Source organism: Sinorhizobium meliloti, from assembly GCF_017876815.1.
In the GTDB taxonomy this organism is placed as follows: Bacteria; Pseudomonadota; Alphaproteobacteria; order Rhizobiales; family Rhizobiaceae; genus Sinorhizobium; species Sinorhizobium meliloti.
Window position 1 is genome coordinate 3,237,940 of sequence record NZ_JAGIOS010000001.1, and the last position, 24,286, is coordinate 3,262,225.

General features: G+C 63.2%; 22 protein-coding genes. 12 read left to right on the forward strand and 10 right to left on the reverse strand.

The features are described from left to right. Positions 1-45: 45 nt before the first annotated feature. Together JOH52_RS15645 and JOH52_RS15650 are read right to left on the reverse strand one after the other, a co-directional pair. Positions 46-1,053, reverse strand: a complete 1,008-nt coding sequence (locus tag JOH52_RS15645; RefSeq protein WP_014526837.1) for a P1 family peptidase — start codon at positions 1,051-1,053, stop codon at positions 46-48. Beyond that, positions 1,050-2,138, reverse strand: coding sequence for a branched-chain amino acid ABC transporter substrate-binding protein (locus tag JOH52_RS15650; protein WP_010969442.1), 1,089 nt, complete (start codon positions 2,136-2,138; stop codon positions 1,050-1,052). Before JOH52_RS15650 ends, JOH52_RS15645 begins: the two co-directional genes overlap by 4 nt. Positions 2,139-2,297: 159 nt before the next feature. On the opposite strand from JOH52_RS15650, the gene JOH52_RS15655 reads away from it, so the two are divergent. Genes JOH52_RS15655 through JOH52_RS15685 form a run of 7 tightly spaced genes read left to right on the forward strand, consistent with a single transcriptional unit; the run spans position 2,298 to position 8,080 of the window. Continuing rightward, positions 2,298-2,825 carry a flavin reductase family protein gene (locus tag JOH52_RS15655; protein ID WP_003531440.1) on the forward strand — a complete coding sequence of 176 codons (528 nt, stop codon included), beginning with the start codon at positions 2,298-2,300 and terminating at the stop codon, positions 2,823-2,825. A gap of 24 nt (positions 2,826-2,849) precedes the next feature. Then, positions 2,850-3,779 (forward strand): AAA family ATPase, encoded by a 930-nt coding sequence (locus JOH52_RS15660; RefSeq protein ID WP_010969441.1) that lies wholly within the window; start codon positions 2,850-2,852, stop codon positions 3,777-3,779. 5 nt (positions 3,780-3,784) lie between these two features. Next, a complete protein-coding gene (locus tag JOH52_RS15665; protein ID WP_003531444.1) occupies positions 3,785-5,047 on the forward strand; it encodes a vWA domain-containing protein in 1,263 nt (420 codons plus the stop codon). 55 nt (positions 5,048-5,102) lie between these two features. Then, positions 5,103-5,435, forward strand: a complete 333-nt coding sequence (locus JOH52_RS15670) for an XdhC family protein (protein WP_003531447.1) — start codon at positions 5,103-5,105, stop codon at positions 5,433-5,435. A gap of 3 nt (positions 5,436-5,438) precedes the next feature. After that, complete coding sequence (locus JOH52_RS15675; RefSeq protein WP_010969440.1) at positions 5,439-6,146, forward strand: XdhC family protein; 708 nt, start codon at positions 5,439-5,441, stop codon at positions 6,144-6,146. Continuing rightward, positions 6,143-7,759: an NTP transferase domain-containing protein gene (locus tag JOH52_RS15680; RefSeq protein WP_010969439.1), complete on the forward strand. Its 1,617-nt coding sequence runs from the start codon at positions 6,143-6,145 to the stop codon at positions 7,757-7,759. The genes JOH52_RS15675 and JOH52_RS15680 overlap by 4 nt, the downstream gene beginning before the upstream one ends. Positions 7,760-7,762: 3 nt before the next feature. After that, positions 7,763-8,080, forward strand: a complete 318-nt coding sequence (locus JOH52_RS15685; RefSeq protein WP_010969438.1) for a TfoX/Sxy family protein — start codon at positions 7,763-7,765, stop codon at positions 8,078-8,080. A gap of 18 nt (positions 8,081-8,098) precedes the next feature. On the opposite strand, the gene JOH52_RS15690 is transcribed toward JOH52_RS15685, so the two are convergent. From JOH52_RS15690 to JOH52_RS15710, 5 genes are all read right to left on the reverse strand, one after another. Next, positions 8,099-8,506, reverse strand: a complete 408-nt coding sequence (locus tag JOH52_RS15690) for an NUDIX hydrolase (RefSeq protein ID WP_003531455.1) — start codon at positions 8,504-8,506, stop codon at positions 8,099-8,101. 9 nt (positions 8,507-8,515) lie between these two features. Continuing rightward, complete coding sequence (locus JOH52_RS15695) at positions 8,516-10,015, reverse strand: DEAD/DEAH box helicase (protein WP_010969437.1); 1,500 nt, start codon at positions 10,013-10,015, stop codon at positions 8,516-8,518. Positions 10,016-10,214: 199 nt separating this feature from the next. Further along, positions 10,215-11,618 carry a M23 family metallopeptidase gene (locus JOH52_RS15700; RefSeq protein ID WP_014526836.1) on the reverse strand — a complete coding sequence of 468 codons (1,404 nt, stop codon included), beginning with the start codon at positions 11,616-11,618 and terminating at the stop codon, positions 10,215-10,217. 45 nt (positions 11,619-11,663) lie between these two features. Next, on the reverse strand, positions 11,664-12,491 hold the full coding sequence (locus JOH52_RS15705; protein ID WP_014529483.1) for a ferritin-like domain-containing protein: 828 nt from the start codon (positions 12,489-12,491) through the stop codon (positions 11,664-11,666). Positions 12,492-12,508: 17 nt separating this feature from the next. Further along, positions 12,509-12,976 (reverse strand): peroxiredoxin, encoded by a 468-nt coding sequence (locus JOH52_RS15710; RefSeq protein WP_010969433.1) that lies wholly within the window; start codon positions 12,974-12,976, stop codon positions 12,509-12,511. A 386-nt stretch (positions 12,977-13,362) separates the two neighbouring features. Between JOH52_RS15710 and JOH52_RS15715 the strand changes: the two genes are divergently transcribed. Next, positions 13,363-16,779 (forward strand): YhdP family protein, encoded by a 3,417-nt coding sequence (locus JOH52_RS15715; RefSeq protein WP_013844485.1) that lies wholly within the window; start codon positions 13,363-13,365, stop codon positions 16,777-16,779. Positions 16,780-16,827: 48 nt separating this feature from the next. Here the strand turns inward: JOH52_RS15715 and tyrS are convergent, their stop codons facing one another. Further along, a complete protein-coding gene (tyrS, locus tag JOH52_RS15720) occupies positions 16,828-18,081 on the reverse strand; it encodes a tyrosine--tRNA ligase (protein ID WP_003531473.1) in 1,254 nt (417 codons plus the stop codon). A gap of 144 nt (positions 18,082-18,225) precedes the next feature. On the opposite strand from tyrS, the gene JOH52_RS15725 reads away from it, so the two are divergent. Beyond that, entirely contained in the window at positions 18,226-19,377 is a 1,152-nt protein-coding gene (locus tag JOH52_RS15725; protein ID WP_003531474.1) for an anhydro-N-acetylmuramic acid kinase, read from the forward strand. 21 nt (positions 19,378-19,398) lie between these two features. On the opposite strand, the gene JOH52_RS15730 is transcribed toward JOH52_RS15725, so the two are convergent. Then, entirely contained in the window at positions 19,399-19,713 is a 315-nt protein-coding gene (locus JOH52_RS15730; RefSeq protein WP_003531476.1) for an AbrB/MazE/SpoVT family DNA-binding domain-containing protein, read from the reverse strand. Positions 19,714-19,764: 51 nt separating this feature from the next. Continuing rightward, positions 19,765-20,442 (reverse strand): alpha/beta hydrolase, encoded by a 678-nt coding sequence (locus JOH52_RS15735; protein ID WP_003531477.1) that lies wholly within the window; start codon positions 20,440-20,442, stop codon positions 19,765-19,767. Positions 20,443-20,660: 218 nt separating this feature from the next. On the opposite strand from JOH52_RS15735, the gene JOH52_RS15740 reads away from it, so the two are divergent. The 3 genes from JOH52_RS15740 (at position 20,661) to sufC (ending at position 24,284) form a co-directional block, all read left to right on the forward strand. Next, on the forward strand, positions 20,661-21,827 hold the full coding sequence (locus tag JOH52_RS15740) for a cysteine desulfurase family protein (RefSeq protein ID WP_010969431.1): 1,167 nt from the start codon (positions 20,661-20,663) through the stop codon (positions 21,825-21,827). A gap of 154 nt (positions 21,828-21,981) precedes the next feature. Continuing rightward, entirely contained in the window at positions 21,982-23,451 is a 1,470-nt protein-coding gene (gene sufB, locus JOH52_RS15745) for a Fe-S cluster assembly protein SufB (RefSeq protein WP_003531481.1), read from the forward strand. Between the two features lie 77 nt (positions 23,452-23,528). Beyond that, positions 23,529-24,284 carry a Fe-S cluster assembly ATPase SufC gene (sufC, locus tag JOH52_RS15750; RefSeq protein ID WP_003531483.1) on the forward strand — a complete coding sequence of 252 codons (756 nt, stop codon included), beginning with the start codon at positions 23,529-23,531 and terminating at the stop codon, positions 24,282-24,284. The last annotated feature ends 2 nt before the right edge of the window (positions 24,285-24,286 follow it).

Sequence of the window (24,286 nt, forward strand, 5' to 3'; positions counted from 1 at the left end):
CCGCGCCATAGCATTCTCGGGCCTCCCGAACAACCGGCGCGAAGATCAGGAGCGTGAGGACCAGGCAGGCATCAGATCGTCTCCGGCATCTCGTGCGTCGTATACGCCGCGCGCGATCGCACGGGCCATGGTGGCGGCTGCCGCGGCGCTGAGATCGATGAAATCCTGAAGCAGTGGCGCCTTTCCGCTCGTGCCCGTCGAAAGCGCAAAGACCAGATCGCCGTCAAGCGGCGTATGAGAGGGCCACAGGGCACGCGAAAAGCCGTCATGGGCCGCTATCGCCAGACGCTTAGCCTCCGCCTTGGTGAGCAGCGCATCGGTGGCGATGACCGCGATGGTCGTGTTCGTCGCCGACGCTTGCCGCTCCCGAAACTTGAAGCGAGGGGCAGCGGCGTCCTGCGGCCAGGGCGTGGGCTGGCCCAGCCCGCCGAACTCGTCGTCCATCTCGAAGGGTGCTGCCCAGAAATGACGTGTGTCGCCGACGGTCGCCGAGCCGATGGCATTCACTGCCACAAGTGCGCCGACGGTGATCCCGTTGGACAGTACCGTCGACGCGGAGCCGAGACCGCCCTTGAAGGTCGCAGTAAGCGCGCCCGTGCCTGCGCCGGTGCTGCCGGTCCCGAAATCCGCCGATACCGCACGCGCCGCTTGGTAGCCGAGATCGCGATACGGCGCGTAGCGTCCCCAATCCTTGTCGCCGCCATTTGCCAGATCGAAGAGGATCGCCGCGGGCACGATCGGCACACGATGCGGGCCGACGGCGAACCCGCGCCCCATCTCGCGCAGCGCCGCCTGAACGCCCGACGCGGCATCGAGGCCGAAGGCCGAGCCACCGGAGAGCACGATCGCGTCGACGGCCTGGACCGTATTGTGGGGAGCGAGCAGGTCGGTCTCGCGCGTGCCGGGAGCGCCGCCTAGAACCTGGACGGCAGCCGTCGCCGGCGGATCGCAGAGCACGGCCGTAACCCCGGATTTCAGCCTGATATCCTCGGCATTGCCGACCAGCAATCCGGGCACGTCCGTGATGAGATTTCTGGCCCCTTTCCGCATCATTCCGTACTGCCCGTAGCGGCTGCATCGACGAAACGCCCGTCCTGCCATCGCATCAGCCTGTAAGGGGTTTCGGCCAGCTCGTGCGCACTATTGAACCCGATCGGGCCGAGCACTGTGGGATAGGGTCCTTTCGTCAGGGCGTCGGCAAGCGAGCTGCCGTCTTTTGCCGCCTGGTCCTTTGCCTGCTCGAGGAGCGACACTGCGGCAAAGGCGGGGAGAACATATCCCTCGGGCTCGACCTTGGCGGCGCGCATGGCCTTTGCCACCGCCGCAGCCTCCGACGATCGTGCGGGGTCGGGGATCGTCATGGCAAGGACGCCGTTCTCAAGCGGGACGTCGAGATCGGCAGCGTTCAGCGTGTCGCCGCCCAAAAGGATTATCGGAACGTTTTCCGCTGTCGCGTCACGCGCGATGACCGCCGTATCGTTGCGGTCGCCTCCGGTGAAGACATGCGTTGCACCGCTCTTCGCCAGTCGCCGCACGAGGCTCACCTGCTGTTCCTGCGAGGGGCGGTAGGTGTCGGTGAAAACCGGTGTTATACCGATCTCGGCCAACCCGTTGCGCACGCTCTCGACAAGCTCGCGGCTGTGGATCGTCCCGTCGTCGATGAGAGCGAGCGGCCGGCCTTTCCAGTTCGCGACGATGGCATCGGTGATCGCCGCCGCTTCGGCCTTGCCGCTTGGGGCCAGGCGATAGAACGGCCACTCTTTCTTGAGTGCGTCCTCCATGAGGATGTCGGAACGGACGCTGACTGTGATCGCCGGAATGCCGGCTTCGGCGAGCGCCGGCAGTGCGGCTTCAAGGCTCTCGGTGCACAGAAAACCGATTGCCGCTTCCGCGCCGCTTGCAAGCAGGGCTTTCGTCAGCGCCTGGCCGCCGGCAGGATCGCAGTTTTCGTTGATCGGGATCACCTGGCTTCCGCGGTCGCCGGCCTGGAATGCTGCCCCGGCAGAAATCTGCCTTCCGAGAGAGGCGAAAGCCCCTTCCTCTGGAGCCACGACCGCGACCTTCACGCCGGCAGCGAAAGCAGGACCGGTCAGCGCAAGCGCAGCGACGAAGAGGCTGGTGACGAGTGATTTAGGCATGTTTTTTCCCGCTATCGACCGCCATGTTTTAAGGATGTGGCCGCGCCCGTCAAAGGAAAAGATCGAGGCATAACGAGGCTTTGTCGCCGCATCGATTGCAAGCGCCGCTGATCCGCAAGATTCTCGCGCCGCCGGGTTTCATATTTTCCGCGAGAGTCTATGTATGTGCGAGATATCGTTCCGGAGCGAGATGTGTTGGAGAAGACCCGGCTGGACCCGATAACCTACCGTGATGCGATGAGCCGCATGTCGTCGCATGTGCAGCTGATCACGGCGGCCGATGGCAAGGAGCGGCGCGGCGTGACGATCACCGCGTCCTGCTCGGTATCCGACGATCCGCCGACCGTGCTCGCTTGCCTCAACGCAGCCAACCGGCGCAACGACATCTTTTCGCGTGGCGGCAGCTTCGCGCTGAACCTGCTTGGCGCCCAGCATCACGCCCTGGCTCACGCCTTTTCGGGCCGCGACCAGCTCGACATGGAACGGCGTTTTGCCTTGGGCCGGTGGACGCAGCGCACGACCGGTGCGCCCATCCTCGTCGAGGCGATCGCTGCCTTCGACTGCCGCCTGATCGAAGTCAAGGAAGTGGCCACACATCTCATCCTTATCGGCGAAGTCGTGGACGTACAGCTCGGCCCGAAGCAGCCACCGCTCATTTATGTGGACCGCGGATATCACACGCTATAGGTTTTCGTCCAGGCGGGAGGAAGCATGGCGAGACAGCTGACAGGAAAGCTGCCCCAGTCCATCGACGAGACGAGGGCGATGCTGGAGGCGCAGGATTATCTCGCCGGAACCGCGCTGGCGACCGTTCTCTTCCTGGCCCTCAGGATGAAGCGCCCGCTATTCCTCGAAGGCGAGGCCGGGGTCGGCAAGACCGAGATCGCCAAGGTACTGGCGCGCGCCCTCGACCGCCCCCTCATCCGGCTTCAGTGCTACGAGGGTCTTGATGTCGCCTCGGCCGTCTACGAATGGAACTATCCGGCTCAAATGCTGGAAATCCGCCTGTCGGAAGCGGCGGGCACCGTCGACCGCCAGAGAGTGGAAAGCGACATCTTCTCCGAGCGGTTCCTCATAAGACGGCCGGTGCTGCAGGCGATATCGACGACTGCCGGGAGGGCGCCGGTGTTCCTGATCGACGAGCTCGACCGCACCGACGAAGCCTTCGAAGCCTTTCTCCTGGAGGTGCTTTCCGATTTCCAGGTCACAATCCCCGAACTCGGGACGATCAAGGCCGACGAGCCGCCGATCGTCATCATCACCACCAACCGGACCCGCGAAATCCACGATGCCTTGAAGAGACGCTGTCTCTATCACTGGGTCGACTACCCCAAGGCGGCGCAGGAACTGGAGATCATCCGCCGCAAGGTTCCGGGCTGCAACGCGGCGCTTTCACGCGAGATCGTTGCCTATGTTCAGAGGTTGAGGGCGCTCGACCTCTTCAAGAATCCCGGCGTCGCGGAAACGATCGACTGGGCCACGGCGCTCACCGAGCTCGACGCGCTGGCGCTCGATCCCGAAACGGTGGCCGACACGCTCGGTACGCTTCTCAAATATCAGGACGACATCGCCCGGATCGAAGGTGCCGAAGGCCGCCGCCTGCTTGCCGAGGTGAAAGCCGAATTGCTGGCGCAGGACTGAGCAGGATGACCGGCGGAGCCCATTCGGATGAAGGAAGGCTTGCCGACAACATCGTCTTCTTCGCCCGTGCCCTGAGGCGGGCGGGACTGCGGATCGGTCCGGCCGCCATCGCCGATGCCATCGGTGCCGTAAAGCTGATCGGCATCGGCTCCCGTGGCGAATTCTATGCAGCGCTCCAATGCATCTTCGTCAAGCGTCATGAAGACCAGGCCGTATTCGACGAGGCGTTCCGGCTCTTCTGGCGTTCGCCGGATCTGGTGAACAAGATGATCGCGCTCATGTCGCCCATTGCCATGCCCCGCTCCGGGGAGGATCGGCGTCGGCGCGCCGGCGAAGAACGCGTTCGTGATGCGCTTCTTGCCGGCCGGGACGGCGCGCAGCAGCCGAGCGAAGCGCCGGAGGTGGAGGTCGATGCACGCTACACCGTCTCGGGCCGGGAACTCTTCCGCAAGGCGGATTTCGGCCAGATGACGACCGCGGAGATCGCCGAGGCAAGAAAGGCATTGTCCGCGATCCTGCTGCCGCTCGACCGGGTACGAACGCGCCGCTATCGACGGTCCCATCGCCCGGTGCGGATCGATCCGCGCTCCACCATGCGCGATGCCATGCGGTTTGGCGGGGACTTCATCCTGCCGCGCTTTCGCGAGCCGCGGCTCGTCCATCCGCCATTGGTCGTGCTTGCGGACATTTCCGGATCGATGAGCAAGTATACCCGGATATTCCTGCATTTTCTGCACGCGCTGACCGAACAGCGCCATCGCGTCCATACTTTCCTTTTCGGGACGCGGTTGACGAATGTCACGAGGCAGATGCGCAACCGTGACCCCGACGAGGCGCTGGATGACTGCATCGCGGCGGTCAAGGACTGGTCGGGCGGCACGCGTATCGGAGAGACGCTGCACGATTTCAACCGCCGCTGGTCGCGGCGGGTGCTCGGGCAGGGGGCCGTCGTCCTCTTGATGACCGATGGGCTCGAGCGCGACGATACGGCCGAACTGGAGACCGAGATCGATCGTCTGCATCGTTCCTGCCGGCGTCTCGTCTGGCTCAACCCGTTGCTGCGTTTCGACGGTTTCGAGGCGCGCGCCCGAGGAGTGAGGGCCATGCTTCCGCATGTCGACGAGTTCCGCCCGATCCACAATCTCGAATCCGTCGCCGATCTGGTGAAATCGCTGTCCGGCCGCGGAGCTCGCGATGCCGATCCGCGGCGTTTCCTGAACCATGGACGGCTTGCCGTTGACCGTGCGCCGGCGAATGCGTCACAGTGATGTGACTTGATCCGAAGCAGGATCATTGCCTGAGTGCAGTTTTCGGAGTTGCAGCATGCAGAACGAGCCGAACGTCCTCGATCCTTTGGCTGTCGCCCAGACCTGGCATGGGCAAGGGCGTTCCGTGGCCCTTGCGACCGTGATCGAAACCTGGGGCTCGGCGCCACGCCCCGTCGGCAGCCACCTGGTGATCGACGGGGAAGGTAACTTCCAGGGCTCCGTTTCCGGCGGCTGCGTCGAGGGCGCGGTCATCGCGGAGGCTGCCGACGTGATTGCGTCCGGTACCCCGCGGGTTCTCGAATTCGGCGTCGCCGACGAGACTGCGTGGCGCGTCGGGCTTTCCTGCGGTGGCCGGATCCGCGTCTATGTCGAACGAATTGACGGCTGAACGATGGAACTGAGCACACTGCAGATACTCAATGACGCCCGCGCGTCACGCCGCGCCGCCGTCGTCGTCAGCGATCTTTCGGACGGCAGCAGTCAGGCTTTTGTCGAAGGCGATCGCATTCCCCCTGAATGGGCCGCGCCCGTCTCCGAAGTGCTGCACTCGGGCCGGCCCCGCCTTCTGAACCTCGAGGAAAGAGCGCTTTTCTTCAACGTTCATCTGCCGCCCCCTCGTATCGTCGCGATCGGAGCGGTTCACATTTCGCAGGCATTGGCGCGTCTGGCGCCGGTCGCAGGTTTCGACATGGCGGTCATCGACCCGCGCACCGCCTTTGCAACGGCCGAGCGTTTCCATGGCGTCGAGCTTATTGCCGACTGGCCGGAAGACGTTCTGCCCGCTCGACCGCTCGATCGCTATACGGCACTCGCCGCCCTCACGCACGATCCGAAGATCGATGACTATCCGATCAGCGCGGCACTGGAGGCGGGATGCTTCTATGTCGGCGCGCTTGGCAGCCGCAAGACCCATGCGGCTCGGACCGAACGCCTGCAGACGCAAGGAGTGCCGGGAGAGGCGATCACGCGTATCAAGGCCCCGATCGGCCTCGATATAGGTGCCGCGAGCCCGGCGGAGATTGCGGTTGCCGTGTTGGCAGAGATCATCGGGGCGCTGCGGCGTCGCGACGTGAACCTGCCGGCGGAGGGGGCCAAGTGAGGTTCGGGCCCGTACCGCTTGCCGAGGCCGAAGGCGCTCTCCTGGGCCATTCGGTAAAGATCGGCACGATGAAGCTGTCAAAGGGGGATCGCCTGAGCGCCGACGATGTCGCGGCGCTTGCCGAAGCGGATGTCACGGAGGTCATTGTCGCGCGGCTCGAGCCGGACGACCTGCCGGAGGACGAAGCCGCGGCGCGCATAGCTGCGGCGATCGCTCCGGATCACCTGCGGTTCTCGCGGGCCACGACCGGCCGGGTCAACGTCTATGCTACCGCTGCCGGCCTTTTCGTTGCCAATCGCGCCGTCGTCGATCGGCTGAACCGTATAGATCCGGCGATCACGCTCGCCTGCCTTGCCGATCATGTTGCCGTCGACGCCGGCGACATGGTGGCGACGATCAAGATCATCCCTCTTGCCGTGCCGCAAGCGCTCGTGGAGCGAGCGCAGGCACTGCTTCGGGCGGATCGGGCCTTCGAGGTCAAGCCGTTCACGCCGCGGCGCGCGGCCCTGGTGGCGACTGAGCTGCCTTCGTTGAAGAGCCAGGTTATGGACAAGACGCGCGCCGTCCTCACCGCAAGGCTCCTGCAATCGGGCAGCCGCCTCGATAGCGAGCAGCGCGTGGCTCATACTACCGAAGCGGTCGCCGCCGCGATCTCGGACGCTGCCGATTCGCACGACCTGATCATCGTCTTCGGCGCTTCGGCCGTGGCCGATCCGGACGATGTGATCCCTGCCGCCATCCGGCGCGCGGGCGGCGTCGTAGAACACGTCGGAATGCCGGTCGATCCGGGCAACCTGCTCGTCCTCGGGCGATTAGGGGAAATCCCGGTCCTCGGTGCTCCCGGATGTGCACGAAGCCCGAGGGAAAACGGTTTCGACTGGATTCTCGACCGGTTGATCGCGGGCGAGTGGCCGAGCAAAGCCGACATTACCGGGCTCGGCGTCGGCGGGTTGCTCAAGGAAATACCGACGCGTCCGCAGCCGCGGGAAGGGAGCGCCGGCAAGCGGCCGGGTCCCGTCGGGATCGTGGTGCTCGCAGCCGGCCAGGCGAGCCGGATGGGGCCGGATAGCCGCCACAAGCTGCTTGCGGAGTTCGAAGGCATGCCGCTCGTGCGCCGGTCGGTGGAGACCGCCATCGCGGCGGCTCCGGGCAGAGTGATCGTGGTAACCGGCCACCGTGAAGCGGAGATCCGGGCGGCACTCGCGGGGCTGCAGACCACATTCGTCTCGAACCCCGATTACCGGAGCGGCATGGCCTCTTCGCTGGTTGCCGGTCTCTCCGCCCTGGATGCCGGCGCCGGCGGGATGCTCGTCATGCTTGCCGACATGCCGGGCATTACTTCGGCACACCTGGCAAAGTTGATCGCTGCCTTCGAAGCCGAATCCGGCCGTGCTGTGGTGCGTGCCGTCGCTGGCGGTCAGCGCGGCAATCCGGTCATTCTGCCGAAGGAGACTTTCCATGCCGTCCGGCAGCTCGTCGGCGACGTCGGGGCGAGACACATTGTCGAGCGCTGCGGCTTGCCGGTGATCGACGTCGAACTCGGTGCTGCGGCGCGTCTTGATCTCGACACGCCGGAGGCGATAGTGGCTGCCGGCGGGCTATTGAGGGATTGAGCGATGGACAATGCGGCAATCGAGGAGATCTTCGAAACACTCGGCCCGATCAAGATTCGCCGCATGTTCGGCGGCAAGGGCATCTATTTCGACGGCATCATTCTTGCGTTGGAAGTGAACGGCGAAATTCTTCTGAAGGGGGATGCCGAATCGGCGCCGGCGCTCGAGGAAGCAGGCGCCCGGCAGTGGGCCTATGAAGGCAAGGGCAAGCCGGTGAAAATGCCCTATTGGAGCATCCCTGAGCCGGCCTGGGACGATCCGGATGAAATGGCGCGCTGGGTTAGACTTGCCTACGAGGCCGCGCTCAGGTCCAAAAAGTAGAGATGATCGTCCCGGGTTTCAGGCGAGCGCCCGCACCGCATCTGCCGCAAAGCGGGATAGAGGCTGGGGCAGGGCGGTCAGGTCGAACCAGCGGATGTCGGAGAGCTTGTCCGGCTCGGTGAGACGCGGCTCGCCGGAAAAATTCTCCGTCACATAAATCAGCGAGATCCAATGTTGCCGATCGGCTTCGATCATCTGCTCGCTGACGCATAAAAAGCGGGTCGAATGGATGGAAAGGCCGCTTTCCTCCTCCGCCTCGCGTCGGGCCGCATCCTGCGCGAGTTCCATATGATCGACTTTGCCGCCGACGATGCTCCAGTGGCCGGCTTCCGGCGCCTTCAGGCGTCGGCAAAGGAGGATCTTTCCATCCCGCAGGATTGCCAGACCGCAGCCGAGACCGGGGAAATCGATACCGGGCAGTGCCATGAGCGAGAATCAGGCCTTGCCGACGATCAGCATGAAGGCCGGAATGTCGTCGCCGAAACCAACCGGCGTCGGGCCGTCGTCATGATCGCGGCGGTTGCGCTGGCGACGGTCGCGATTGTCGTCATTGGCTGCATTCTGCGCGCGGCCGGGACGGTCGCTGCGGCCGTTATGACGATCCTTGCTGTCGGCATTGCGTTCGATCTTCACCGCGTCGACCCTTTCCGGGACTGTTTCGAGTTCTTCTGTATTATTGCCTGAGGCTGTGACAGGTTTGCGATCGGCGTGAACCTTGCCGGGACGCTCCCTCTTCCGGTCCTTGCGCCCGTCGCTGCCGCGGTCGCGACGGCTGTCGTGGCTCTCCATCGGCTCGGGAAGCTCCGAAAGGTCGCCGTTGAACCATTCGACCTTCTGGCCGATCAGCTTCTCGATGGCATCGGAAAACTTCGTCTCGCGCTTTGTGACGATCGTGAAAGCGGCGCCGGAACGCCCAGCACGGCCGGTTCGGCCGATGCGGTGGACATAGTCTTCAGCGTGGATCGGCACGTCGAAATTGAAGACATGGCTGACGTCGGGAATGTCGAGTCCTCGCGCCGCGACGTCGGAGGCGACCAGCAGCTTGATGTTGCCGTCCTTGAAGTTGGCAAGCATGGCCATGCGTGAACGCTGATCCATGTCGCCGTGCAGCGCGCCGACCGAAAAGCCATGGCGATCGAGCGAGCGGAAGAGCTCGGCGACATCCTTCTTGCGATTGCAGAAGATGATCGCGTTCTTCAGGTCCTCCTGGGACCGAATGAGTTCACGAAGCACGGCGCGCTTCTCGTAATCCTTGCCGTGTGCGGCGACAAAACGCTGCGTAACGGTTATGGCCGTCGAGGACCGGCGTGCCACCTCGAGCCGCTCCGGATTCTGCAGGAAGCGATCCGCAAGCTTCTGGATTTCGGGCGGCATCGTCGCGGAGAAGAACAAGGTCTGCCGCGTGAAGGGAATGAGCTTCGCGATGCGCTCGATGTCGGGAATGAAGCCCATGTCGAGCATGCGGTCGGCCTCGTCGATAACGAGGATCTCGACCCCCGTCATCAGGAGCTTGCCGCGCTCGCAATGGTCGAGCAGGCGGCCGGGCGTGCAGATCAGCACATCGGCGCCGCGCTCGAGCTTGCGGTCCTGCTCGTCGAAGGAAACGCCACCGATCAGAAGCGCGATGTTGAGCTTATGATTCTTGCCGTATTTGTCGAAGTTCTCGGCAACCTGCGCAGCGAGTTCGCGCGTCGGCTCGAGGATCAGCGTACGCGGCATGCGTGCGCGTGCGCGTCCCTTTTCCAGAAGGGTCAGCATCGGCAACACGAAGGATGCGGTCTTGCCGGTTCCGGTCTGGGCGATGCCGAGAATGTCGCGGCGCTGAAGCGCCGGCGGGATGGCACCAACCTGGATCGGTGTCGGTATCGTGTAGCCCGCATCGGTAACTGCGGAGAGAACTTTCTGGCTCAGGCCAAGGTCAGCGAAATTGGTCAAAGGGGAAACTGTTTCCGTTCCGGTTCTGATGAACTCTGATCGATCGTTGGAAAATGCAGCAGCATGTGGCGGCGCTCATACGACCAAAGGCGCCGAAAGTCAAGAAATCCAGCACGTTGAAACACTGGAAGTTGAATCCGCCCGATTCTCATGCTTTTCGCGTCAGGCGCGGGAGAGGTAGCTGCCCGCACGCCCATTGTCAATCGAGATAGCCGGCGAGCTCCGTTCCGGCCCTCAGGAAGCGCGCCGGATCGACGGCGTGCCCGTTCAGGCGAACCTCGTAATGAAGATGCGGGCCCGTCGACCGTCCGGTGCTTCCCGACTTGGCAATGACCGCGTCTGCCTTCACCGCATCGCCGACATTGACCAGGATGGCGGACAGATGTGCATAGCGGGTCGAGACGCCGTTGCCGTGATCGATCTCGATCATGTTTCCATAGCCGCCCGCAGGACCCGCGGCCGTGACGGTGCCACCCGCGGTCGCGCGGACTCGCGTGCCGGTCGGTGCGCGAAAATCCGTTCCGGCGTGCAGCGCCGGACGGCCGAGAAATGGATCCAGCCGATTTCCGAAGCCGCTGGAGACATCGGCTGCCGGCGCCGGGCTGGCGAGAGGAAGTCTTTTTGCTGCGTCACGGGTCTGCTCAAGCTCCAGGAGAGCGCTGTCGAGACCGACCAGGAACCGATCGAATACGTCTCCGTCCTGCGGTTCGGCGAAGGGGCCGCCGATTCCGGCTTCCGCGGCCGTATCCGCGTCGAGCGCTTCCCCGGCTTCCGGGAGCGTGAAGCCGGTATCTTCCACGATCGCCCTGATTGTCGCGGACGTCCTTAGCGCGCTGTCCGTCATCTGCCGGAGATGCGCCATCTGTTCGCGCTCCACGCCCTTGAGCGAAAGCGTGACGTTGGAAAACATACGGTCGGCCCGGTCGGAAGCGCTTTCGCCACCCACATTCCCGGAGGAGACGGGTGCATAGCCGAGTACGGCGGGGCGGGGAGGCCGGTCGTCATCCTTGCCGGCGATGCCCATGATCGTCTCGATGGCCTTGACGCCGCCCCGAGCTTCTTCGCGCCCGTCATAGGCCAGCGGTTCCGTCGCAGGAAAAGTGTCTTGCTGCCCGGTATGATTCAAGTCCGCACCGTCTTCCGGGAGTGCGCCGAACCGGCCGCTTCTCGAGGTCAGTGCCAGCTGCCGCTGCAGAAGTTTCTCGACCTTCTGTTCGACAACCTGCTGATCCAGCAATTGCCGGCTCGTGACACGGTCCACCTGCGCTCGCAGTGCAGTGATCCGGTCCTCGTATTCATGCTGCATCCGCGCCTGCCGTGCGATCGTTCCGCCGATCAGGTCGTCGCGAAGCACCAGATATGTGGTTGCGGCAAGATATCCTGTGCCGAACATGCCGACGAAACAGATGGCCAGGGTCGCCATCCATGGGCGGACCGTCATGTGCCGGACCCTGTCGCCGCTCGCCAGGATCAGGACGTGACTTTGCCTGCGCTTCCCGAAGGCGTTTACCGAACCAACAGACACCACACCACCCCCGCCGATGCGCCCCAGTTTGCGCGTCCGGAGGCGCGCTGCGCTGTAGTTCGCGTTGCTCGACGGCAATTACACTTTGTTAGGGTTAATAAAGCGTGTGTGCGAGGCGTTTTCTCAGATGTTGGTTGAGGCGGTCATCGATCGGTAGAAGGAGGGAGTCAATCCCGCCTCCGCCCGGGCAATGTCGTTGAACGGAGGCTTCAGCGGTCCGCGGAAATTCGCCCGCACGAGCGTTTGAAAGGTTGCGGCGGGGTCCTTCTTCTGCCGGGCGCAGAGAAAGCGGAACCATTTCGCTCCGACCGCGACGTGGCCCTTCTCGTCCTCGTAGATGACGTCGAGGACGGCAGCGCTCTCATTGTCGCCGGTCTCCCGCATCTTTGCGCGCAATGCCGGAGTCACATCAAGTCCACGGGCCTCGAGAATCAGCGGCACGACGGCCAGGCGGGCGGTCAGGTCGTTGCGCGTGTCGTGCGCCGCCTGCCAGAGGCCGTCATGGGCGGGAAGATCGCCATAGTCGGCGCCGAGGTCGTTCAGCCTTTGCCGTACCATGCGAAAATGCTTGGCCTCTTCGAAGGCAACCTGCATCCAACCGTCAAAGAAGGAATTCGGCACCGGCTCGGATGCAAAGCGTGCGACGATGTCGAGGGCCAGATCTACGGCGTTCAGTTCGATGTGGGCGATAGCGTGCAGCAGAGCGATCCGCCCTTTCAGCGAACCGAGCGAGCGCCGCTTGACCTGCGTCGGTGGCGTCAGAACGGGCTTGGCCGGCCGGCCGGGCCGCTCGGGCACGGTGCGGTCCAAAGGCGAGCGCAAGGATAGCGTTCGCGCCTTCCAGCGCCGCGCCGCCTCCTGCGCGACCTCTGTCTTGACGGCAAGATCGGCGGCACGGATCGCTTCGACGGCCGCCCCGCGCAGGCTATGGAATTGCGGAAGTCGCGTCATGGTCTTGCCGTATCTGCTCAAAGCGTCTTTGCGGCGGCCAGAACCTCGTCGGCGTGGCCGGGGACTTTGACCTTTTCCCAGACGCGGCTGATCACGCCCTGCCGGTCGATCAGGAAGGTGGTCCGCTCGACCCCCATGTATTTACGGCCGTACATGCTCTTCTCGACCCAGACGCCGTAGGCGTTTGCCGCGGCCTTGTCCTCGTCCGCGCCAAGGGCGACCGTGAGGCCGTGTTTTTGTGTGAAACGATCGTGGCTCTTGGCCGAATCGGGCGATATGCCTACGAGCGCAATCCCGGCTTCCTGGAATTCCTTCGCCAGAGCCGAGAAGGAAATAGCCTCCTCGGTGCAGGCTTTCGTATCGTCCTTCGGGTAGAAGAACAGAACTATCGGCTTTCCGCGCAGCGCAGCGAGCGAGATCGAACCGCCGCCATCACGAGGAAGTTCGAACTCCGGGGCGACATCGCCTTGTCCCAATCCTGCCATGATCAAACCTTTCTTACGTCACGTTTTGTGGGCATTCCGCGGTTAATGCATGTCCCCAAAATCGTGCATCGTCTTCGGGATCGAATGCAACGCGCTTGAGGGCATATCGGAGATCGCCGAAGCCCGTCCAGCAGAGTTGTGATAGATTTGACAGGTGCCGGACGGCTTCGTAGCTACTGTATGATCCTTTAACTCGGATTCGAGCGGAGGTGAAATCGTGCAGGCTCAATGCCATAAGCAATCTTGCGCAAAGGGGAAATGGCGAGTCTTCTCGCTCCCGCGAGAGGCGAAGCATGGTGATTTGGTGAGACGAGTATCGATCTAAATGGGGCGAATGAAAGATCCGGCCATCGCTTGCGTCGCGGCGGCCCGATGGGAAACATGCAATGGGGCAATCAGGTCGGACGCTCGTGCCGATGACTGAAATCCGCGGCGAAAAAGTCGACTTTCGCAGGGAAGACATCGTCGCGCTGCATGCGTTGCCCTCGGCTCAAGCGCATGATCCGGTCATTGTGCACACGCCGCGTCCGGGCGGTGCCTGGCGCTTATGCGCACGGCTTTTCCTGTGCTGCTCGCTCCTCGTCTTCATCGCCGTTGCTTCGCTCGTCGCCATCATAGAAAGCGGGATCGTCGACGGACCGTTGAACGCCCGGGCGCGTACGGCACTCAATGCGGCGCTGGGTCAGGGATACAGCGCCGATGTCGAAAGCACGGTAATCCGCTTGACAGGCGGCGGCGCTCTTGCGCTCAAGGCGCGCGGCGTCACGCTGAAGGAGAGTGGCTCGGGCCGGCACCTCGCCAGGCTGGGTGCGATTTCGATCGCGCTCGATCCCTTCGCCCTGGCGACCGGCCGCATCGACGTGTCGAGGCTCGAAGCGGAAGGAGGCGAACTCGACACCGGCCTCTTGCCGCGCGGCGAGCCGATCGATCTCACCGCCATCCGCATCGCCGATGTGGGCAACGCGCTTGAAGAGCTGTTCGCGCAGGGGGACCGGATGTCACGGTTGACCGCCGGGCGAGCGACGCAGACCGTCGTGCTCTCGAATTTCAGCCTGAAAGTCAGCGGCGTCCGGGGGCGCGTTGTTCCCGTCGAAATCAAGACGCTGGAGTTCAGCCACGATCCGGACAGTTCGATGCGCGTTGACGGCACGATCGCAGTCGATGGGACAGAATCGCTGCTGACGGCAAAGGCCCTCGGCAACAATGGGCGCATTGCCGCCTTCGAGGCTCGCCTCGACGCGCTCTCGCTCTCGCCGTTCCTCTATCACGGCAAATCGGCCAAGGAGGAGGCCTTCGGCATCGAGGCCGCCGCCGATGTGACGCTCAACGCGGCTCGCGCGACGGACGGCAAGAAGCCGGCACTCACGGCAACCGTCAAGACTTCCAAGGGCGCCTTCCACGCCGGCGGACTCGTCTCGACTCTCAATTCCTCTGACCTCAACCTCTCTTACGATTTCGAGCGGGCCTCTGTCGAAATTTTGTCGTCGATGGTCAGGATCGGCCGTTCGAGCTTCCCCTTTACCGGTGCCCTGATCGACCTCGACAAGGTCGCCGGCGCGGACCGGAAGGGCTTTGCGGTCGACCTCCTGCTCAAGAACGCCAGTTCCGATCCCGAGGACCTGCAGGAGCGCCCGCTTGCCTTCGATGCCAAGGCGAGCGGCCGTTTCGAGTCGGACAGCCACCGGCTGATTTTCGATCAGCTGGCAATATCGAGCCCGCTCGGTTCCATGGCGGGGTCCCTCTCGGTCGCTTTCGGCAAGACATCGCCGCGAATCAGTTTCGCCGCACTCAGCGACAGGATGCATTCCAGGGTGGTCAAGCAGTTGTGGCCGTGGTGGCTTGCGAAGGGTGCTCGCCGTTGGGCCCTCGCCAACCTCTACGGCGGCACGGTCACCGATGCCCGCATAGAGGTCTCCATCCCTGAAGGGCGCATCGCCAGCAGCGGCGGTGAGTTGCGGCTGAACGAGCGGGAACTCAACATCAATTTCGCCATCGACGATACGCGCATCAACATCGCGGGCGAGATCCCGCCGTTGCGCGACACGGCCGGGCATTTCAGCCTCAGCGGCGAACGGATGTCCGTCGCGGTCAAGAAGGGTGCCGCGTTCTTCCCCTCCGGCCACTCCGTCGCCTTGAATGGCGGCGATTTCGTCATTGCCGACGTCTATAGCAAGCCGCTCATGGCGGAGATGAAGATCGAGGTCGCGGGCCAGGCGGATGCGATAGCGGAGCTCGTCCGCTACAAGCCGATCCAGGCGCTTCAGAAGACGCCCTTCACTCCGGAGGATTTCACCGGCCCGATGAAGGCGCTGGTCGGTGCGCGATTTGGGCTCATATCCGACCAGAAGCCGCCACCACCGCTGTGGCAGGTGGAAATGCAGCTCGAGAACGTCACGATAAAGCGGCCGATCGCCGGACGTTCGATCGCCAATCTCGACGGTACGATGCGGATCGACAATGAACGTGCCGTACTTCAGGCGAACGCCTTGATCGACGGCGCGAAGATGCGCATCGCGCTCACCGAGCCGGTGGATGCCTCCGCCAATGTGAAGAGAACGCGGGAAATTTCCGGAACGCTCGACGAGGCGGCGCGGGCGAAAATCGCTCCGGCCCTATCCGGTATGGTCAGCGGGCCCGTCGGCATCGACGTATCGCTTGCGGAAGATGGCAGCCAGTCGGTGAAGGCCGATCTCGGTAAAGCCGTCCTCTCGCTGCCCTGGATCGGCTGGAGCAAGGGATCCGGCATCGCCGCAGAGGCGCATTTCACCATTCGGGCTACCGGCGGCATTACGGAAATAAACGACTTTCATCTCACCGGCGAAGGCTTTGGCGGCAATGGCGAATTGCGCGTCGATGAGTCCGGCCTCGCGTCGGCCCGCCTGGGGGGCGTGCGCCTGGCCAGCGGCGACGACTTCGCCGTTACGGTGGATCGCAGCAGGGGCGGCTATTCGATAGACCTCACAGGCACGGCAGCGGATATCCGACCGGCGCTTGCCCGGGTGAAGGGCGGGGCCGCTGCTAAGGATGGCGGCAATGTGAAGATCAATGCGCGGCTCGATCGGGTCACCGGTTTCAACGGCGAGGTTCTCTCGAATGTGAACCTGGCCTATTCGAGCCGCGGCCAGCAGATCGACGATGTCGACCTTTCGGCGGTAACGGCAAGCGGTCAGGCCGTCGTCGCCAGATTGGTGAAGGCCGGAGCGGACAATACGCTGGAACTGACAACGAGCGATGCCGGGGCATTTGCGCGCTTCATCGACATCTACCGCAATATGCGCGGCGGTCTCCTCAATCTGCGTCTGCGTGATCGGGGCGCCAATTCCTGGCGCGGAACCGTGGACATCCGCAAGTTCTCGCTCGTCGGCGAACAAAGGCTGCAATCGATGGTCTCGACGCCGGCGGGGCAGGACGGGCGTAGCCTCAATCAGGCGGTTCGGCGCGATATCGATGTGAGTACGGCTCAGTTCGAGCGTGGTTTCGCGCAACTCCTGCTGGATCAGGGCGCGATCCGCGTCGGCAGCGGGGTCGTCCGCGGCGTCGACGTCGGCGCGACGTTCCAGGGTACCGTCCGCGACTCCAATGGCCGCATGGACATGACGGGAACGTTCATGCCGGCCTATGGACTGAACCGCCTCTTCGGCGAGCTGCCGCTGATCGGCGTCCTGCTCGGAAACGGCCGCGACCGCGGTCTGCTCGGCATCACGTTCAAACTCACCGGTCCGTTCAGCCAGCCGAATCTGACGATCAACCCGCTGTCGATCATAGCGCCGGGCGTTTTCCGCAACATTTTCGAGTTTCAATGAAAAGGCCGGCGCTGCGGCCGGCCTCCGGTTACCGAATGTCTCGCCCGCTCACACTGGCCGAACGAGCAGGTGCTTCTTCTTGCCGAGCGAGAGCTTGATGACGCCGTCGCCGGTCACGTCGCCGCTTCCAATGACGCGGCGTTCGTCGCTGACCTGATCGTCATTGATCCGGACGGCGCCGCCCTGAACATGGCGGCGCGCCTCGCCGTTCGAAGCGGCGAGGCCGGCGCGGACCAGAAGCGTCAGCAGGCCAAGCCCCGATTCGAGTTCGGGAGCCGGGACCTCGACCGAGGGCAGGTTCTCGGCAAGCGCACCTTCCTCGAAGGTCTTGCGCGCCGTTTCGGCTGCCTGTTCCGCCGCCGCCCGCCCGTGCAGCATGGCGGTAACCTCGGTTGCCAGAACCTTCTTGACCTCGTTGATCTCGGAACCGCCGAGCTTCGACAGCCGGTTGATTTCAGCCATCGGCAGGGTGGTGTAGAGCTTGAGGAAGCGTGCGACGTCGGCGTCCTCTGTGTTTCGCCAGTACTGCCAGAACTCGTAGGGGCCGAGCATATCCGGATTGAGCCAGACGGCACCGCTCAAGGATTTGCCCATCTTCGCGCCGGAGGCGGTGGTCAGCAGCGGCGAGGTGAGGGCGTAGAGCTGCGGCGTTCCCATCCGGTGGCCGAGATCGATGCCATTGACGATGTTGCCCCACTGGTCCGAACCGCCCATCTGGAGCCGGCATCCGGTGCGCTCGTAAAGCTCGACGAAATCGTAGGCCTGCAGGATCATGTAGTTGAATTCGAGGAAGGACAGCGACTGTTCGCGCTCGAGCCGCATCTTCACGCTGTCGAACGACAGCATGCGGTTCACCGAGAAGTGGCGGCCGACGTCGCGCAGGAATTCGAGATAGTTGATGCCGAGCAGCCAGTCGGCATTGTTGATCATCAGCGCGTCCTTGGGGCCGTCGCCGTATCTCAGGTAGTTCGAAAAGACCGTCTTGATGCTCGCTATGTTGGCGGCGATCGTTTCGGGCGTCATCAGTTGCCGCGCCTCGTCCTTGAAGGACGGGTCGCCGACCATGCCCGTGCCGCCGCCCATCAGCGAAATGGGTCGGTGTCCGGTCGCCTGCAGCCAGTGCAGCATCATGATCTGAATGAGCCCGCCGGCGTGCAGGCTCGCAGCCGTGGGGTCGAAGCCGATATAGGCAGTCACAGTTTCCGTACGGAACAGCTGGTCGAGGCCGGCATCATCCGATGTCTGATGGATGAAACCGCGTTCGCTGAGAGTATGAAGGAAATCGGACTTGAACTCGGACATAACCTGTCTCTTTCGGCTGGGTAGAACGTGTGCGCCGGGCCTTTATCATTGTTTCTTCGAAAGTGCACGTTTTTGCTTGCCGGGTGTTTTGCTATGAACGCAGATGCGGGTCGGAGGCGGCGCGCGTTCGGCGGAGGATAATGCATGGGCAGAGTATTGACGGCGATCGGACTGATGAGCGGCACGAGCATGGACGGCATAGATATCGCAGTCGTGCGAACCGACGGCGACAGCATCGTCGATCGCGGCCCGTCTGCCGGATATGCCTATGATCCGCGGTTCCGGGAGCGCCTGAAACAGGGCCTCGAAGACGCCCGGTCGATTCTCAAACGAGAAGAGCGGCCGGGTACCCTCGCAGACCTCGAGCGCGACCTGACGCTGCGGCACGCACTCGCGGTTCGGATGTTTCTCCAGGAAAACAATATTTTGCCGGATAATGTTAATGTAATAGGTTTTCACGGACAAACCGTCCTGCATCGCCCTGATCAAGCGTTGACGGTACAGCTTGGCGATGGCGAGCTGCTGGCGCGGGAAACCGGGATCGACGTGGTCTACGACATGCGGGCCAATGACATGACCCATGGAGGCCAGGGCGCACCCCTCATTCCCGCCTATCACGCCGCCCTGGCGCGCGGTCTCTCCAAAGTCGGGGAGATTGCCACTCCCGTCGTCTTCGTCAATATCGGCGGCATTTCCAATCTCACCTACATAGGCGCAGGCGAAGAAATCGTCGCCTATGACAGCGGACCCGGCAATACGCTGATCGATCAATGGGTGGAGGCTCACGCCGGTATTCCCTACGACCAGGGCGGCATGATCGCGAGCGAGGGCGGCGTCCTGCGGGAACTCGCCGACCGTTATCTTTCTCACCCGTTTTTCAGCGCCGAGAAACGCCGCTCGCTCGACCGTAACGATTTCGCGCCGCCGGCGGCAGGCGATGCCAGCCTCGAGGATGGGGCGCGTACCCTCGCTCATGTAACGGCCGCCGGCATCGTCCGGTCCGCGCGCCATCTTCCGGCAAATCCGGCAACCTACATTGTCTGCGGCGGCGGCCGCCTGAATTCCGTCATCATGAGCGACCTTCACGCGCTTGCCGAAGCGGAGGGCGCGCGCGTGCTTGCCGCAGAAGCGCTGGATCTGAACGGCGATTCGATGGAAGCCGAGGCCTGGGCCTATCTCGCCGTGAGATCGCGATACTGCCTGCCTTTGACCTATCCTGGAACGACGGGCGTCAGCTGTCCGGTAAGCGGGGGTAGGCTCGCGGCAAAGCCGGGGCGGATTGCGGCCGTTTCATGAGTTCTTCGTGCGCGTTCGTCGTCACAGACGTTCACGGCTGCCGCGCCTCAATTGCGTCATGCCGCCGCCGGACCTCGGCCAAACGGCCGCCTCCATATCGTCCAGCGATTTCGGCTCGCCGCTGAAGGACAGCAACCCGAACACGTCCTTCGGCTCGGATGGCTCAAATAACGGTGCGTGTTTCAGCAGGACACCGTCCGGGGTCTCTTCCACGATCAGGCGGGTGCCGGCGTCCCATTCCAGCCGCTGGCGGATGACCTTGGGCAGGATGACCTGCCCTTGTCGAAACCGGCGTCTCGAGATGCTCGGCTTTCGGCACCGGATAGTCCTCCGCAAGACAGAAGTAAGTCAGGCCTTGAGCACCTCTGCAGCAACGGGCGGCGCCGTTCAGCGAATGCGCTTCGCTGCCGGCTCAGGTACCAGTTCGCCGTTGAGACGGCGGTCGAGATAGTCTTCGCATTCGGCCATGAGGGTTTCGACCTGGCCATTGAAGAAGTGGTTGGCGCCTGGGACCGTCTTATGGGTGATCAGTATGCCCTTCTGCGCCTTGAGCTTCTCGACGAGCCCATTGACGTCCTTCTCCGGCGCGACCTTGTCGGAATCGCCGTTGATGATCAGGCCGGAGGAGGGGCAGGGCGCCAGGAAGGAGAAGTCGTAGATGTTCGGCTGCGGTGCCACCGCCATGAAGCCCTCGATTTCCGGACGCCGCATCAGCAGCTGCATGCCGATCCAGGCGCCGAACGAGTAGCCGGCGACCCAGCAGCTCTTGGAATCCGGGTGCAGGCTCTGCACCCAGTCGAGCGCGGACGCCGCGTCGGAAAGCTCGCCGGCACCATGGTCGAATTCGCCCTGGCTGCGACCGATGCCCCGGAAGTTGAAGCGCAAGGTGGTAAAGCCGCGCTTCTGAAACATGTAGAAGAGCTGGTATACGATCTGGTTGTTCATCGTGCCGCCGAACTGCGGGTGCGGATGCAGGATGATCGCAATCGGTGCGCTCTTCTGCTTCGAAGGCTGATATCGGCCCTCGAGGCGACCGGCCGGTCCGTTGAAGATGATTTCGGGCATTGGCTCTCCGGGAGTGCTTTGGTTCAATTCCGTCGTTCTTGGTGCCGATCTGTCTTGACTAAACCAGTCAGCTTTTCTAGAACCTACTTTAGAACCGTTCAAAACTTTGGTGCGGGCGTCCGCATGAGCTTCGTCTCTTAAGGCAAGCGGCGCGGAAAATTCAAGGAAAATGCAACGGGCCGCTCGAAGCGGTCGCAGCAGGCCTAGCGAAGGAATCGATGTCGGGATCGCGCATCTACATGGACTGGAACGCCACGGCGCCGCTTCTGCCGGAAGCGCGCGAGGCGCTCCTGTTCGCGCTCGATCAACTCGGCAATCCCTCTTCGGTCCACGGCGAAGGGCGTGCGGTGCGCGCCCTTGTCGAGAGCGCCCGACGCGATGTTGCCACTCTCTGCGGCGCGCAACCCGCAGCGGTCGTCTTTACCAGCGGCGCGACGGAAGCGGCGAACCTGGTGCTGACGTCTGAGTTCCGCATGGGGCGCACGCCGCTGAAGGCAGGCAAGCTCTATGTTTCGGCCATCGAGCATCCGGCAGTGCGCGAGGGCGGGCGTTTCGCGCGCGAGGATGTTTGCGAGATAGCGGTGACAAACGCCGGGATCGTCGACTGCGCAGCGCTCGAAGATCTGCTTCGGGCCCATGACCGTGAGACCGGTCTGCCGATGGTGGCCGTGATGCTTGCCAATAATGAAACGGGCATCATTCAGCCGGTCGCCGAGGTTGCGGCGCTCGTGCGCGCGCATGGCGGCATCCTGGTCGTCGATGCGGTTCAGGCTGCCGGCCGGCTGCCGCTTTCGATCTCATCGCTCGGTGCGGACTTTCTGATCCTGTCGTCGCACAAGATCGGCGGCCCCAAGGGAGCGGGCGCACTCGTCGCCCGCGGCGAGATCATGATGCCTTCTCCGCTGATCCGCGGCGGCGGACAGGAAAAGGGACACCGTTCGGGGACCGAGAATGCGGCGGCGCTTGCGGGCTTCGCGGCTGCGGCCCGAGCCGCGGCCGCGGATATCGACGGGCGCATGGCCGCCATAGCCGCGCTGCGCGACGGCCTCGAGGCGGAAATGCAGTCCTGCGCCCCCGATGTGGTCATCCACGGGCGAGACCAGTCCCGCCTGGCAAATACATGCTTCTTCACGCTTCCGGGGCTGAAGGCCGAGACCGGACAGATCGCTTTCGATCTCGAGGGCGTCGCCTTGTCGGCAGGCTCGGCCTGCTCGTCCGGGAAGGTCGGGCAAAGCCATGTTCTGACCGCCATGGGCTATGATCCGCGCCAGGGTGCGCTGAGGATTTCGATCGGTGAGGCGACCACGCAAGCGGAAATCGAGCGTTGCGCGGCGGTATTCGCGAAAGTGGCGGCGCGGCGACGCTCGGCCGGACAGGCGGCGTGAAGCGGAGAGCATTGAATGAAATTGCGGAAAAGCAATTTTCCGCTTGGCAAATGGGGTGAAAAACGCCTTTTAGCCATTACATAAGCGGTGCGCGAATACTTGCATCGTATTGACAAGCTGCCGGACCTTGGATCCGGCGAGATTGGAGAACGACATGCCTGCCGTGCAGGAAACCATTGATCAGGTCCGCCAGATCGACGTGGACCAGTATAAATACGGCTTCGAGACGACGATCGAGATGGACCTGGCTCCGAAGGGGCTGTCCGAGGATATTATCCGTCTGATCTCGTCCAAGAAGAACGAACCGGAATGGATGCTCGAATGGCGCCTCGAGGCTTATCGCCGCTGGCAGACCATGGAGGAGCCGACCTGGGCGCGCGTCCGCTATCCGAAGATCGACTTCAACGACATCCATTATTACGCGGCGCCGAAGGGCACGACCGGGCCGAAATCGCTCGACGAGGTCGATCCGGAACTCCTCAAGGTCTATGAGAAGCTCGGCATTCCGCTGAAGGAACAGGAGATTCTCGCCGGCGTCGAGAAGTCGAAGATCGCCGTCGATGCGGTGTTCGATTCGGTCTCCGTCGTCACTACCTTCAAGGAAGAGCTGAAGAAGGCCGGCGTCATCTTCATGTCGATCTCCGAGGCGATGCGGGAACATCCGGACCTCGTGCGGAAGTATCTCGGTACGGTCGTACCGCAGTCGGACAACTTTTATGCGACGCTGAACTCCGCGGTCTTCACCGACGGCTCCTTCGTCTATGTGCCGAAGGGCGTTCGGTGCCCGATGGAGCTTTCGACCTATTTCCGCATCAACGAGAAGAACACGGGCCAGTTCGAGCGTACGCTCATCATCGCCGACGAAGGCGCCTATGTCTCCTATCTCGAAGGCTGCACGGCGCCGCAACGCGACGAGAACCAGCTTCATGCGGCAGTGGTCGAACTGATTGCGCTCGACGATGCCGAGATCAAGTATTCGACGGTGCAGAACTGGTATCCGGGCGACAAGCAGGGCAAGGGCGGCATCTATAATTTCGTGACCAAGCGTGGCGATTGCCGCGGCAAGAACTCGAAGATCTCCTGGACCCAGGTCGAGACCGGATCGGCCATCACCTGGAAGTATCCGTCCTGCATCCTGCGCGGCGACGGTTCGCGCGGCGAGTTCTACTCGATCGCGGTTTCCAATGGTCACCAGCAGATCGACTCGGGCACGAAGATGATCCACCTCGGCAAGAACACGTCGAGCCGCATCATCTCCAAGGGCATTGCGGCCGGTGTTTCGGAAAACACCTATCGCGGTCAGGTCTCGGCGCACCGCAAGGCCGAGAACGCCCGCAACTTCACGCAGTGCGATTCGCTTCTGATCGGCGACCGGTGCGGTGCGCACACGGTGCCCTATATCGAGGCGAAGAATTCGACTGCGCAGTTCGAGCACGAGGCGACGACGTCCAAGATTTCCGAGGACCAGCTTTTCTACTGCCTGCAGCGCGGCATTCCGGAAGAGGCGGCGATCGCTCTGATCGTCAACGGCTTCGTCAAGGAAGTCATCCAGGAACTGCCGATGGAATTCGCCGTCGAGGCGCAGAAGCTGATCGGCATCTCGCTCGAAGGCTCCGTGGGCTAAGGCCCGCCCGAATACCGAACCGGCGCACGGAATTTGTGCGCGATAGAAGATTTCGTTTCCCAAGAGGACGAACACACATGCTTGAAATCAAGAACCTGCACGCACGCATCGCCGAGGACGGCACCGAGATCATCCGCGGCCTGAACCTGACGGTGAAGGCTGGCGAAGTCGCGGCCATCATGGGGCCGAACGGCTCCGGCAAGTCGACGCTCTCCTACATCCTGTCCGGGCGCGAAGATTATGAAGTGACCGAGGGCGACATTCTTTACAACGGCGAAAGCATCCTGGAGCTCGATGCATCGGAGCGAGCTGCGAAGGGCATCTTCCTCGCCTTCCAGTATCCGGTCGAAATTCCGGGCGTCGCCACCATGCAGTTCCTGAAGGTGGCGATGAACGAACAGCGCAAGTACCGCGGCGAAGAGGAATTGACGACGCCTGAATTCATGCGCCGCGTCAAGGAAGCTGCCGCCGAGCTGAAGATCGCGCCCGAAATGCTGCGCCGTCCGCTCAATGTCGGCTTCTCGGGCGGCGAGAAGAAGCGCGCGGAAATCCTGCAGATGGCTCTGCTCGAGCCGAAGCTCTGCGTTCTCGACGAAACCGACTCCGGCCTCGACATCGACGCGCTGAAGATCGTTGCCGATGGCGTCAACGCGCTGCGCTCGCCCGATCGCGCGGTCGTCGTCATCACGCACTACCAGCGCCTGCTCAACTACATCGTTCCGGACACTGTCCACGTCCTCTACAAGGGCCAGGTCATCAAGTCCGGCGACAAGACGCTGGCGCACGAACTCGAGGCCAACGGCTACGCGGATATCATCGAGGCGGCAGCCTGACG

Coding starts and splice junctions, on each gene's coding strand:
- JOH52_RS15645 (WP_014526837.1), bottom strand. CDS start 1,053: ATGATGCGGAAAGGGGCCAGAAATCTCATCACGGACGTGCCCGGATTG.
- JOH52_RS15650 (WP_010969442.1), bottom strand. CDS start 2,138: ATGCCTAAATCACTCGTCACCAGCCTCTTCGTCGCTGCGCTTGCGCTG.
- JOH52_RS15655 (WP_003531440.1), top strand. CDS start 2,298: ATGTATGTGCGAGATATCGTTCCGGAGCGAGATGTGTTGGAGAAGACC.
- JOH52_RS15660 (WP_010969441.1), top strand. CDS start 2,850: ATGGCGAGACAGCTGACAGGAAAGCTGCCCCAGTCCATCGACGAGACG.
- JOH52_RS15665 (WP_003531444.1), top strand. CDS start 3,785: ATGACCGGCGGAGCCCATTCGGATGAAGGAAGGCTTGCCGACAACATC.
- JOH52_RS15670 (WP_003531447.1), top strand. CDS start 5,103: ATGCAGAACGAGCCGAACGTCCTCGATCCTTTGGCTGTCGCCCAGACC.
- JOH52_RS15675 (WP_010969440.1), top strand. CDS start 5,439: ATGGAACTGAGCACACTGCAGATACTCAATGACGCCCGCGCGTCACGC.
- JOH52_RS15685 (WP_010969438.1), top strand. CDS start 7,763: ATGGACAATGCGGCAATCGAGGAGATCTTCGAAACACTCGGCCCGATC.
- JOH52_RS15690 (WP_003531455.1), bottom strand. CDS start 8,506: ATGGCACTGCCCGGTATCGATTTCCCCGGTCTCGGCTGCGGTCTGGCA.
- JOH52_RS15705 (WP_014529483.1), bottom strand. CDS start 12,491: ATGACGCGACTTCCGCAATTCCATAGCCTGCGCGGGGCGGCCGTCGAA.
- JOH52_RS15710 (WP_010969433.1), bottom strand. CDS start 12,976: ATGGCAGGATTGGGACAAGGCGATGTCGCCCCGGAGTTCGAACTTCCT.
- JOH52_RS15715 (WP_013844485.1), top strand. CDS start 13,363: ATGGGGCAATCAGGTCGGACGCTCGTGCCGATGACTGAAATCCGCGGC.
- tyrS (WP_003531473.1), bottom strand. CDS start 18,081: ATGTCCGAGTTCAAGTCCGATTTCCTTCATACTCTCAGCGAACGCGGT.
- JOH52_RS15725 (WP_003531474.1), top strand. CDS start 18,226: ATGGGCAGAGTATTGACGGCGATCGGACTGATGAGCGGCACGAGCATG.
- JOH52_RS15735 (WP_003531477.1), bottom strand. CDS start 20,442: ATGCCCGAAATCATCTTCAACGGACCGGCCGGTCGCCTCGAGGGCCGA.
- JOH52_RS15740 (WP_010969431.1), top strand. CDS start 20,661: ATGTCGGGATCGCGCATCTACATGGACTGGAACGCCACGGCGCCGCTT.
- sufB (WP_003531481.1), top strand. CDS start 21,982: ATGCCTGCCGTGCAGGAAACCATTGATCAGGTCCGCCAGATCGACGTG.
- sufC (WP_003531483.1), top strand. CDS start 23,529: ATGCTTGAAATCAAGAACCTGCACGCACGCATCGCCGAGGACGGCACC.